Annotated in this window: 12 protein-coding genes; 2 read left to right on the top strand and 10 right to left on the bottom strand. The window is 55.4% G+C overall.

The features are described from left to right. Positions 1–78: 78 nt before the first annotated feature. The 8 genes from ACPUC8_RS06785 to ACPUC8_RS06820 are packed head-to-tail and all read right to left on the bottom strand — an operon-like array spanning position 79 to position 7,621. Positions 79–1,467 carry an FAD-binding oxidoreductase gene (locus ACPUC8_RS06785; RefSeq protein WP_494925866.1) on the bottom strand — a complete coding sequence of 463 codons (1,389 nt, stop codon included), beginning with the start codon at positions 1,465–1,467 and terminating at the stop codon, positions 79–81. 60 nt (positions 1,468–1,527) lie between these two features. Then, positions 1,528–2,325 carry an ABC transporter permease gene (locus ACPUC8_RS06790; protein WP_058973426.1) on the bottom strand — a complete coding sequence of 266 codons (798 nt, stop codon included), beginning with the start codon at positions 2,323–2,325 and terminating at the stop codon, positions 1,528–1,530. Next, positions 2,322–3,158 (bottom strand): ABC transporter ATP-binding protein, encoded by an 837-nt coding sequence (locus tag ACPUC8_RS06795; protein ID WP_494925867.1) that lies wholly within the window; start codon positions 3,156–3,158, stop codon positions 2,322–2,324. The genes ACPUC8_RS06790 and ACPUC8_RS06795 overlap by 4 nt, the downstream gene beginning before the upstream one ends. Beyond that, entirely contained in the window at positions 3,155–4,126 is a 972-nt protein-coding gene (locus ACPUC8_RS06800) for an ABC transporter substrate-binding protein (protein WP_039332878.1), read from the bottom strand. Before ACPUC8_RS06800 ends, ACPUC8_RS06795 begins: the two co-directional genes overlap by 4 nt. Positions 4,127–4,139: 13 nt before the next feature. Further along, positions 4,140–5,018: a creatininase family protein gene (locus ACPUC8_RS06805; protein ID WP_494925868.1), complete on the bottom strand. Its 879-nt coding sequence runs from the start codon at positions 5,016–5,018 to the stop codon at positions 4,140–4,142. A gap of 14 nt (positions 5,019–5,032) precedes the next feature. Further along, the gene (locus ACPUC8_RS06810; RefSeq protein ID WP_039332882.1) at positions 5,033–5,488 is read right to left on the bottom strand and encodes a RidA family protein; all 456 of its coding nucleotides are present in this window, start codon (positions 5,486–5,488) and stop codon (positions 5,033–5,035) included. Continuing rightward, on the bottom strand, positions 5,478–6,674 hold the full coding sequence (locus tag ACPUC8_RS06815) for an amidohydrolase family protein (protein WP_494925869.1): 1,197 nt from the start codon (positions 6,672–6,674) through the stop codon (positions 5,478–5,480). The genes ACPUC8_RS06810 and ACPUC8_RS06815 overlap by 11 nt, the downstream gene beginning before the upstream one ends. After that, positions 6,671–7,621: a PDR/VanB family oxidoreductase gene (locus tag ACPUC8_RS06820; protein WP_494925870.1), complete on the bottom strand. Its 951-nt coding sequence runs from the start codon at positions 7,619–7,621 to the stop codon at positions 6,671–6,673. Before ACPUC8_RS06820 ends, ACPUC8_RS06815 begins: the two co-directional genes overlap by 4 nt. A 146-nt stretch (positions 7,622–7,767) precedes the next feature. Between ACPUC8_RS06820 and ACPUC8_RS06825 the strand changes: the two genes are divergently transcribed. After that, positions 7,768–8,706 carry a LysR family transcriptional regulator gene (locus ACPUC8_RS06825; RefSeq protein WP_039332888.1) on the top strand — a complete coding sequence of 313 codons (939 nt, stop codon included), beginning with the start codon at positions 7,768–7,770 and terminating at the stop codon, positions 8,704–8,706. Between the two features lie 24 nt (positions 8,707–8,730). Here ACPUC8_RS06825 and ACPUC8_RS06830 read toward each other — a convergent pair whose 3' ends face one another. Next, positions 8,731–10,071, bottom strand: a complete 1,341-nt coding sequence (locus ACPUC8_RS06830; RefSeq protein ID WP_494925871.1) for a glycoside hydrolase family 10-like protein — start codon at positions 10,069–10,071, stop codon at positions 8,731–8,733. A 147-nt stretch (positions 10,072–10,218) separates the two neighbouring features. Between ACPUC8_RS06830 and ACPUC8_RS06835 the strand changes: the two genes are divergently transcribed. Beyond that, positions 10,219–10,545: a hypothetical protein gene (locus ACPUC8_RS06835; RefSeq protein ID WP_039332892.1), complete on the top strand. Its 327-nt coding sequence runs from the start codon at positions 10,219–10,221 to the stop codon at positions 10,543–10,545. Positions 10,546–10,580: 35 nt separating this feature from the next. Here ACPUC8_RS06835 and gabP read toward each other — a convergent pair whose 3' ends face one another. Beyond that, the gene (gene gabP / locus ACPUC8_RS06840) at positions 10,581–11,981 is read right to left on the bottom strand and encodes a GABA permease (RefSeq protein ID WP_231568873.1); all 1,401 of its coding nucleotides are present in this window, start codon (positions 11,979–11,981) and stop codon (positions 10,581–10,583) included. Positions 11,982–11,993 lie beyond the last annotated feature (12 nt).

Raw genomic sequence — 11,993 nt, forward strand, 5'->3', positions numbered from 1 at the left:
CTGAATAAAGCAAAGCGCGGCCATCTGTGTGAGATAATCACCCAGTAGTCGGCCTTGCCGTAAATAACAAATAGAAAACTAATTGACGCCCGGAATATGCACTTCCGGTAACGTTTCACGCACTTCCCAGCCGCGCAATTTGCCAGGGTTTAATAAATTATGTGGATCGCAGGCGCGTTTCATCGCCACCACATCGGCGCGCACCATCCCTTGTTTACCATCTTCAATATGGATGACGTGGGGATTATTGATTTTGACGCCATGGCTGCGGTAAATATCCATAATGGCATTTAACCGATCTTCACTGCTGTAACGCACTAAGGGCAGGCCACTACAGGTGAGGGTACCGTTCATATCACGTAAGAACTCTATATGTGACATCACCTCATCGGAGAGTTGTGACTCCATATCCAGCGCCTGCTGGTGGTAATTATCTGCGGCATAGGCGGTTTGTAGATAGGTCAGGGTTTTGTCGATCTTAAGCGCCTGCAGGGTGGTGTGGTTCCAGCAATATTCGATTAATGAGTGACCGCTGTTTTCTCCTTCGGCGTAATGCAACGCACTGCGCCCTGCGTGTTGCGTTAACAGGCTTGGCAGGAGTGCATCACTTTCGCTACCGACCACCGATATCACCCCATGTTGACCGGCAACCTGGGCGTCGGCTAAATCACTGAAGTAATCCAGTATAGGTGCGGCAAACACCGCGATTTGGCGCTTTACTAAGCCTGGTGAACGGGCGAGGGCATCAGCGAACGCCATCGCGGAGGCAAAATCGGCAAAGGTATCCAGGCGTTCAATCCAGTCATGACGAGGGGCCAGAGCCAGCTCTATCTCCAGCACGATGCCGTTACTGCCATAGGCATGATGCAGCAGCAACGCATCCGGTGCTTGCAGTGTAATGATGCGCGGCGTCTCCTCCATGGTCATCATGCGTACGGACAACACGTTACCTGGCGCGGCCAGCGGTCCGTAATTGATCGACCCCACGCCGCCAAAACCACCACCAAACAGGCCACCCAGCGTGGCGATTTTCCAGGTGGATGGCATGCAGCGCAGTTCCCAGCCATGCGGCCGGGTGTGTGCTTCGAGATCGCCCAGTCGAATGCCAGCTTGCGCACGCACTGTCCCGGTACCCATCGCAGTGACGGCATTTAAACGCGTCATATCAACCATCACCCCGCCATCCAGTGGAATCAGCTGACCGTAATTACCGGTACCGCCGCCGCGCAGGTTAAGCGGGATGCGTGCTTTCGCGCAGGCAGCCACCACGGCGCTGAGTTCATTTTCGTCTCGCGGACGCACTGCCAACTCGGCAAACTTCTCTTCAAGTTGCGGTTTCAGCACCGGGCTGAACCAATGAAAATCACGCGACAGGCGTTTGACCTTCGGCGCCTCTTTGATCCAGTCGAGTTCAGGCAACGCCGCGACCAGCGCCGCCAGTGCAGACTGGCGATCGATATTAGACATGTTGAGTTCCTATCACTATTTGGCGTGTGGGGCGGCCTTCAAGCCGCCCGCTGGGATGAATTAACTCGGGCTCAGTTCGCTCTCATGCCATGCCGCCAGCACGCGGCGTGTTAGCCATGACATCAAGGCAAACAGCAGGAAACCCGCGAGGGAGATCAGCAGCAGCGCTGCAAACATCAGCGGAATATTCAGCTGATAGCCCGCTTGTAAAATCTGGTAGGCCAGGCCGGTATCGGTACCACCGGTTCCCGCGACAAACTCAGCGACCACCGCACCAATCAGCGACAAGCCGCTGGAGATGCGCAGCGCGCCAAAGAAATAGGGCAAAGCTGATGGGACGCGCAGACGTAACAGAATTTGCAGGCGTGATGCATGGTTTAATTTGAAGTAACTCAGTAAACCTGGCGAAACACTGCGCAGACCCTGTGTAGTGTTGGAGATGATCGGGAATACCGCCATCAGCGTGGCGCACACCACCAGCGACATCGTGGTGTCTTTCACCCAGATAATGATCAGCGGTGCGATGGCCACAATCGGCGTGACTTGCAGAAACACGATATAAGGAAATAATGCGGTCTCAATAAAACGGTTTTGTACCAGCAAAAACGCAATGATGGAGCCGATGATGATCGCCAGTACAAACGAGATCACGGTGATTTTCAAGGTGTAGAGCAACGACATAAATAACGCAGGGAAGTTCTGCACCAGGCTTTGCGCGACGACAACCGGTGAAGGAACCAGGAATGCAGGAACCTTAAACGCGGTAACGAGGAACTGCCACAGCAGCAGCATCGCTACAGCGACAATTGCCGGAAATAACCACTGCTGGAATTTGAGACTGGCGGCGAGCGGTTTCATGCTTTGCTCTCCTGGCTGGCAGCGAATAAGCCGCGCTGCAACTGTTGTGCATATTGGGTGAACGGTTGGCTAACGCGGAATTCGTCATCACGCGGCATGCTGGTTTCAATGCGGATATCGTCCACCACCCGCCCGGGACGCGCCGCCATCATGATCACCCGTTGTGACAGGAACACGGCTTCCTGTATCGAGTGCGTCACGAACACCACCGTGAGTTTTTGCTCCTGCCATAAATCGAGCAGATCGCTGTCCAGTTTGTTGCGGGTAATCTCATCCAGCGCGCCAAAAGGCTCATCCATGAGCAGCACTTTGGGGCGCGTCACCAAACCACGGGCAATTGAGACACGCATCTGCATGCCACCTGAGAGTTCACGCGGTAATACGTGACCAAACTGGCCGAGGCCAACCAGTTCCAGAATTTCACGTACCCGGGTATCGGCTTCGGCACGAGGCACGCCCGCTAAATCCAACGGCAATCTGACGTTTTTATGCACGTTGTTCCATGGCATAAGTGTGGCTTCCTGAAACACGAAGGAGAGCGGCAGATCGCGCTGATTCTCACGACGATCGCGACGGAACAGCATCAATTTGCCATCGGTCGGCTCAATCAATCCGGCAATCATTTTCAGCAGAGTACTTTTGCCGCACCCTGACGGTCCCAGCAGGGAAACAAACTCGCCCTGTCGGATGGTGAGATCCACAGGCAGCAATGCCCGTGTGCCATTGGGATAAATTTTCTCTGCTGATAACACCTCAATCGCTGGTGGTGCCGCAGGCAGCGGCACCGGTTGTCCATCGTGGTTCATCAGCGTGAGTTTGCTGGCGGTGTTCATGGCATGACCTTGACGTCTTTAATGAACTGCAGCGTATAACTGCCTTCAAACGGCACTTTGGCGGGATCGATCAGTTTGTTATCCACCAGCAGTTGCCAGGTCTGTTTCAGGCGCGGCTCGGTGATAATCCCGATACCCGCCGTTTGCGCATCACCGCCGGTCAGCATCTGGTATTTCTTCATCTGAGCGATACCAAAAGCAATCTGCTCATCGCTCATCTGCGGGTTCTCTTTCTTGATCAGGACGTTACCGGCGCTTGGGTCCTGCAGATAGTTTTTCCAGCCCTGCATCGAGGCTTTAACAAAGGCGGCGACCGCTTGCGGACGCTTTTCGATGGTCGATTTCATACAAACGATGCTGTTGCCATACGGCGGGTAGCCCCAGTCGCTAATCGGATACACGTTGGCCTGGGCATTGGCTTTTTGCACCGCAAAGGGCTCAGAGGTGATATAGCCCTGCTGTACCAGCGTTTTGTCTGCGAGGAACGGCTGGATACTGAAGGTATAGGGACGCACGCGCGCGTTTTTCAGGTTCAGCGCACTCTGTGCCCACGGCCAATAGGAGGTATAGGCTTCCGCCGCCAGTAGGAAGGTTTTGCCCTGCAGATCGGCTTTATCTTTCACGTCAGGATGGGTGAGAAACGCAATCGCTGAATGCTGGAAAGTGGTGGCAACAGGCACGGCTTCGACACCTTGCTGCCAGGATTCCAGCGCCTGCATGTTGTCGCTGATGATACAGTCCGCTTGGCCGGCTGCCATCAACTGCATGGTATGCACCTGTGGGCCCCCCATTTTGATGGTGACGTCCAGCCCTGCATCTTTATACAGATTTTGCGCCAACGCCTGGTAGAAGCCACCATGCTCTGCCTGGGCATACCAGTTCGTCATGAAGGTGAAGGGCTCAGCCGCCATACTCTGGGCCGACAGTGCCAGCGAAAGTGCGGCAACCATGCTCAATTTTTTATTCATTGTTGATCCCCGTTTAGCGCGGTTGTAATAGTGATGCTGCGTCGTTGTGGTCTAACACTTTGCCCTGCCAGTGGCCGGTGCCCCATGCGGGTTCAGCGCGGGTTACCCAGCTCATTTGATGCACTTCAGTAATGACCTGCGCCCAGCTTTCAGCCAGTGAATCGAGGATCGCCGCGCCCTGTTCCGGCGTAGAGGGCAGTGGATCACCAATTACGCCGCTCGGTCCAAAATCATAGGAGGCCCATGCCGCCATCGGTTTGTTGGTGGAGAGCGTTGGGCAAGGGAATTCCGGGGGATAGTTCGCCACCGCTTTGCTCATCTGCACGGTATCCGGTGCCAGTGCCATCATCAGCGCGGTTTCAGCATGACCGGCATGCATCGCCATTTGACGCTCTTTGTCGTCCATAAAGCTTTCAGCGCAGTTCGGCACTTTGAAGGTGTCCTGCATGATGATGATCATGTCACCGTGGCGCAGACGCAATTCACGCGCGGCCATCTGCAACGGCTGCGGTTGCCCGCCGTGACCGTTCACCATCAGGAATTTACGGAATCCGGCGCGGTACAGCGATTCGCCAATTTCCAGAATGGTGTGCAGCAAGGTTTCACCGGTCAGCGTCAGCGTGCCGGGAAAGTGCAAGTGCTCATCGGATTTGCCATAGGTGATGGGCGGAATGGCGTACGCCGGGATCTCTGCCGGTAAGCGTGCCAGGGCATGACCGACTACACCGGAGGCGATCACGCTGTCTACTGCACACGGCAGATGCGGACCGTGCTGCTCAATCGCGCCTGTCGGCAGTACGATCACCGTGTTGGCTTTATCGTCCAGCGTGGCAATGTCCGTCCAGCTCAGATACGGCAAAAAGCGGTTTGCCGGAATATAACCATGCAACATACTGTTTCCTCGTGTTATTGCGGCAACCACGCCGTGGCTTCAACTTCGATTAAGACATCCGGACTCGGCAGCATTTCACTGACCTGAACCACGGTGGAGACCGGCGGTTCGTCGGGGAAGAACTGCTTACGCACCCGGCTGTAATGGGGGAAATGGTCCAGATTGCGGAAGTACTGCACCAGTTTGAACACATCACTCATCTGCCCGCCTGCGCTTTCAATGGTGGTGCGGATGCTCTCCAGCACATACCAGCTCTGCGCCAGAATCGGGCCTTCTTTAATGTCCGTGGAAAATTCACCGGTGCGCCCTAACAACAGCTGCGCGGCTTCCGGGATATCGCCGTAACCGCGCACGATGGTGGCGGTTTGCGGGTTCACCGGGATGATGCCGGAGAGAAAAATAAAGTCGCCGACGCGTCGCCACGCCGCATATTTCGCCAGCGGTTTGCCCGCTCCTGCATCAAGCGTCATTTGTATCGTCTCCATAACGCACGCCCTGTTTAAGCCGATAGCGCTGGCGTTGGCGCAGCGGCCAGCTTGCAGTATCGGCATGCGGAAAGATCACTAAATCGTTGTGATAAAAAGCGTCGGCCTGGCAGATAAGCTGCGAGGCCTCATCAAAAGCAGCGTCCAACTGGAGGCTGATAAGACCGCTAAACAGGGTGTCGAGCGGGTCGTAGCTGCCGAATGGGCAGAAGGCGTCCTGGACGTTATCAGCGCCAAGTAGCAGCGGAATACCGCGCGCTTGCGCCTCTTTCACCAGCGTTAATCCGCGCTGGCGTGGTGTGCGGCCCGGCACTGCATCCTGCAACAGCAAATTGGTCAGCGGCAGGGCGATCAGCGTGACGCACTGCTGTGCCAGCAGATCGAGGATCTGGAGCGCATCCTCCTGTTGTGATAATGCGCAGCTGTGGCTACAAGTGATGCGCCCACTGAAAGTGTGGTGTTGCAGATAGTTCGCCAGCCAGCGCATGCCTTGCGCATCCGCATTAAGTTCTTCGTCAATGTGCAGATCGATATCCAGTTGCCACTGTTCTGCCGCCTGCATCAGATGGGTAAAGGCTTGAGCATCCCAGTTGCTGGTATGAATAAACCCACCGAGTAGCGCACCCGGACCACTCACCGCCACCTGAGCCGCGATATGTTGGGCATCCTCCGCATGAGCGAAGAAGCTCAACGGTGCCAGCGCCACGCGTTCGATGCGACACAGCGGATGGTGCAAATCAGCGATCACCTGCCACGCCAGCGGCGCATCGGCGGTGAACCAGTCAACATGGGTGCGCAGCAGGCCAACGCCACTCTCTGCCGCCCACTGCAAAGCCTGGCTGGCACGTTGATGAAGATCTTCCTGGTTCCAGTGCACCCGGTCCTGATGCATCGCGGCAATCGCCGCCAGCAGCCCCGGCTGTAGGGCTGGACTGCGCTGGATGGTGAAAGTTTTATCCAGATGCGCGTGCGGTTCGTTAAGTGCGGGCAGCACTAACGCGCCATTGAGCGGCAGATAATCCGCATGCGCATCTTCGTCAGGCTCGAATTGCAGCCCGTCAGCATAAAAATGTAAGGTTGCCAGTTGCGGATGGTTGCCGCTCATTGGCCAGTTGTCTGGCAATAACCAACGAGGTAAGCGCGCCCCGGTAGCGCCTGGATAGCGATTCATAGATCGAGCACCAAAAGGGGGGAGTGCGCACGTGAGCAGCACAGCACGATGCAATCATTGGCGGCGCGCTCTTTCTGGCTCAACACTTCATCACGGTGATCGGGTGCGCCAGAGACCACACCCGTTATGCACGCACCGCACATTCCTTGTTCACACGACAGCTCAATCTCGATGCCCGCGGCTTCCAGCACCTCAGCGATGCTCTGTGTTTTGCCGACAGTGAAGTGTGCGCCAGAAGAGGCGATTTCGACCTCAAAGCTGTCACCCGTGGTGGTCAGCGTGTTGTCGGCTTTAAAGCGCTCACTGTGCAATTGCTCTGGCCGCCAGCCGTATTGCTGCGCCAGTTGCTGAAGGTGATCCATAAAACCCGCCGGGCCACAGGCCACCAGTGCGCTGTGTTCAGGTCTCTTCAGGTCATACGGGATTTGGTGACGTAAACTGTCGCCTTCACTGCTGTAGTGGATGATCACGTGATCGCCAAGCTGTGCCAACCGATCATTAAAGGCCAGCTCATCATGACGCTTGAGGTAGATATGCAACTGGAAATTCGCTTGCTTAACGGCGAGCGCCTCCGCCATCACCAGCAGGGGCGTGAGGCCGATGCCGGCGGCGAACAACAGGGTACGAGGCGCATCCGGTAGCGGAAAATGATTACGTGGCGCGGAAATCGTCAGCCTCTCCCCGACGTTAAGTGCCTGATGCAGCCAGCGCGATCCTCCCGTTGAGGCCTGATCCAGACGCACGCAGATTTGGTAGTTTTCTGCTTCGGCTGTTGAACACAACGAGTATTGACGTACGCCCCCCACAGGCAGGTGAACATCAATGTGTGCGCCCGGCGCGAATGCCGGAAGCGGTTGTTGGCTGGCACTTTCCAGCGTCAGTAATAGATTGCCAGCACCGTTGAATTGCTTTGCGATGACGGTGGCAGCCAGGTGCGTTGATTTCATAATCAGCCTGTCTGAACAGGGATGTCTTCAGCCTTAACGCCGCGCATACCCTTGCTTTTATCATGGCTGGAATTATTATTTTGCCGTAGTGTAAGCGTCCATCTGTTTAATTCGCATGATGCGTTGCAAAAAAGAGAGCACCCACTATGTTCGCCTTCTCCCGATTTCTGCTTTATTTCACCGAAGTGGCGCGTCAGGGTTCATTGCGCAAGGCTTCAGAGGTGTTGCACGTCTCCGCCTCGTCCATTGACCGACAGATATTACGGGTAGAAGAGCAGCTGGATATGCCGCTGTTTGAACGCCATCCATCAGGATTACGTATGACCGCAGCGGGCGAGATTCTGCTGAATGCGGCAAAAAACTGGCAGCGGGAGTTTGGGCGCGTCTGTACCCAACTGGATGATTTGCGCGGGTTACGCCATGGGCATGTGCATATCGCCACGATTGATGCCATCAACCGCGGTTTCTTCTCTTCGATACTGCAACGCATCCGCGAAGAGTATCCGGGTATTTCGTTTACTCTCACCACCATGAGCAACATCCATATTGCCAACGCGCTGACGGCCGGCGATGCGGATTTCGGCATCATGCTTAACCCACAGAGTTCCCGTGAGTTGCTGGTGAAGTCGTTTGCCGATTTACGCCTGGGGATTGTGGTCAGCAGCCAGCATCCACTGGCAAAGCTGGAGTCCATTCGCTTTAGCCACTGCGAGTCCTGGCCGTTTATCGTGCCCGCCGCGCCGCTAATGCTGGCCGATCCGCTGGAAGCTTTGGTCAACAGTTCGGGCATTCGCCTGAATGAGGTTGGGCGTACTAATAACATTCATATGCTGCGTTCGCTGGTGCGTGACGATGTGGGCATCAGTTTGATGTGCTGGCTGGATATCGTTGACGAATACCGACGCGGGGAGTTGAAGTTCATACCGCTGATCGACACGGTGTTAAAGCCGTTCACCCTGTCGCTGTGTGTGGCGCCGCAGCGTCAGCTGTCGATTGCCGCGTCGATGATGTTACGTGAACTGGAGTCGTTTTTTGCCCTGATGCAGAGCGAAGAGGCGCTGGCGGGTGTGGCACCAAAAATGTAAGGGCCACCAAGTGGCCCTACGCATTCAAGAACCCCAGCGGCTACGCAAATAATTGACCGCTTGCTGGGTCTGAGGCTGATTCAGGTAATTCTCCCGGAATAAAATCGTGCCGTTGATTTGCGGCACCGACTCGTTCAGGTCGAGCTGTTTTTTCAGCTCAGGCACGCCGCCACTGACGGTCCAGTCTGGTTCCATTTTCGAACTTTCGCCGATCTTATACAGCGCCACGCCGATGTAGAGTCGTGTATGGGTCGGCTTCACCACGTTAGCCCACCAGTTAGCCAGAACGTCATAGCGGGCTGCCTGGCGCGCAAACGGCCAGTAAAGTTGCGGGGCAATGTAATCTAACAGGCCCATCTGCACCCACTGGCGGGTATCGGCGTAAGCTTCGTCGTAAGCCGCCGCACCACGAGTATCGGAACCCGCTGGGTCGTGCGAAATATTGCGCCACACGCCAGCAGGGCTGACGCCAAATTCAACCTGGGGTTTAAGTTGTTTGATGGTGTGGGAGACTTGCTCAATCAACAGCTGAGTGTTGTGACGACGCCAGTCCGCTTTGGATGCAAAATCTTGCCCATACTGACGGAAAGTCGCGCTGTCGTTAAGCTGCGAGCCCGGCGTCTCGGTGTAGAAATAGTCATCAAACTGCACGCCATCAATATCGTAATGCGACACCACTTCAGCAACGATGCTGGTAATCCAGTCACGCGCAGCTGGAATACCTGGATCCAGCACAAAGCGATCGCCTGCGGTGCGGATCCAGTCGCGATGCAGGACAAACACACTTGCCGGGTGTAGCGATAGCGTGTTGTTTAATTCATTGACGGTAGAAGGCTTAACGTTGGTGGAGACACGATAAGGGTTAAACCACGCATGCACTTTAATGCCACGCTTGTGCGCCTCATCAAGCATAAACTGCAGCGGATCGTATCCGGGATCTTCACCGATTTTGCCGGTCATCATATCGGACCACGGCAGAATTTTTGAACGCCATAGCGCGGTGCCATCGGGTTTCACCTGGAAGAACACCGTATTGATGCCCAGACTTTTCAGCTTATCCAGTTTGTCAGTTAACGCTTTTTGTTGCTGGCTAATACGATTGGTCGGGCTGGCATTGACGGAGGCAATTGGTGGCCAGTCAAGGCGTGAAACGGTGGTCAGCCACACGCCGCGCACCGGCTCTTTACTGGCGACAGGTTGTGTCGGCTGCGGGTGCGGCGTCACGGTAGGCAGTGGCGTGACTAATGACTTCGGTGGCTCAGATGAGCAACTGGCCAAAAGCAGGGCAGCAGCCAATAAGGTGACCGTTTTTTTTGCTGTGGAAACACAGGGGAAACGCGCTGAACAGGCTATGATAAACTCCATTTCTTTCAACTAACTGTTCGAAGAGCCTCATTCTCTTCTCATGAGTTATAAAGTCAATAAGAGCGCTCGGTAACGTAGCGGCGCAATTCAAGCGCGATGAATCGCGCCGCTACCAGTCTGTGCTCGCTAATTATGGGATTAATTGTCATGACCTACGAAGACCTCTATCGTCGCATTGCACAGATCGTTTTCAGCAGCGGGCCCCAAGGCGCTCGCGAACTGATCGTAAAAGCAGAATTATTTGCCGATGACGAAGGTGGTGAATACCAGTTCGACTATTTGGATGAGAACGGTGAGCCGGACTGGTTTGAACCCGATGCGCAGGCGATTGGCGATCTCACTGAAGCGCTGAAAGCTTTCCAGCACTACTTTGTGGAGCACGAGATGACAGAAGGCAAACCGGTGTGGAATAAGTGCATCGTGGTAATTAATGTGCCCGAAGAGTCGATCAGTATCGACGTGCAGTATGAGTGATGTTCCGCGGCATCCTTGCCCGGAACACTCAGGCGTTACGAGCGTAGCGCCACCATCTCCTCATGCTTACGTGCGGCACGTTTGCGATGCACAATACGGCTGGTGATCAACACGGCGAGCGTCAACAAGCCGGTGGCAATGATTTCAGAGCGGTGCTGTGGGTTGAACAGCATCGATATCAGTACCCCAACGATAAACACCATGGTTGCCCAGGTTAAGCCCGGGAACAACCACATGCGATAGCTCAGCGTTTCCCCGCGCGCCTCACGCTTCTTACGCAGCACCAGATGAGAGGCGGCAATCACCAGATAGACCAACAGGGCAATGGCACCTGAACTCGCCAGTAAGAACTCAAATACCGCTGCTGGAGCCAGATAATTGGCGATCACCGTCAAAAAAGCAGCGGCGGTGGACGCTATCACCGCGACCCATGGCGTACCACTGCCCGTGGTACGTGAGGCTGCAGCAGGCGCATCTTCACGGCGTGACAGGGAATAGAGCATGCGTGAAGCGGTATAAAGCGCAGAGTTGAGGCAGCTACACACCGCGATCAGGACCACGACATCGACAATTTGACGTGCGTAAGGAATGTTCATCATCTCCATCGCCGTCTGATAGGAGCCCGCTTTCATCAGCGATGGCGTGTTCCACGGCACCAGTGCGATGACGATGAAGATCGACAGCAGATAGAACAGCGCAATACGCCAGATAACCGAGTTGGTGGCTTGCGTGATCTGTTTCTTCGGCTCGCGTGATTCTGCGGCCGCAATGGTGACAATCTCGGTGCCCATAAATGAGAACATGGTGGTCAGAATCGCGGCCAGTACGGCGCTGATACCGTTCGGCATAAAGCCGTGGGTATCATAAAGGTGAGAGATACCACTGGTACTGCTGCCCGGCATCAAACCGAATACCGCCAGACTCCCAACAACCAGGAAGGCGACAATCGCCACCACTTTGAGTAACGCAAACCAGAATTCGAACTCGCCGTAATTCTTCACGCTGAACAGGTTGCTGACGGTGAGGAATGTGGTAATGGCCAAGGTGTACTCCCACACCGCGACCTGCGGGAACCAGCCGTGCAGAATGGTGCCTGCGGCGTTTGCCTCTAACGGGATCACTAATACCCAGAACCACCAGTAGAGCCAGCCGATGGTGAAACCGGCCCAGCGACCCAGGGATTTATCCGCGTAAGTTGAAAAAGAGCCGGAGTCCGGTGAGGCGACAGCCATCTCGGCCAGCATGCGCATAATCAGCACCACCAGCGTACCGGCGGCAATATAGGCCAGCAGGACAGCGGGGCCCGCTTCGGCAATCGCGTGACCGGAACCGACAAACAGCCCGGCACCAATCACGCCGGCAATCGATAACATTCTTACATGACGCGGCTTAAGCCCTTGCGCCAGCGCATCGGCATTCTGTGAACTCATTGTTATTCTCCAGATCGT

The sequence above is a fragment of the Pantoea sp. CFCC18177 genome, assembly GCF_059412425.1.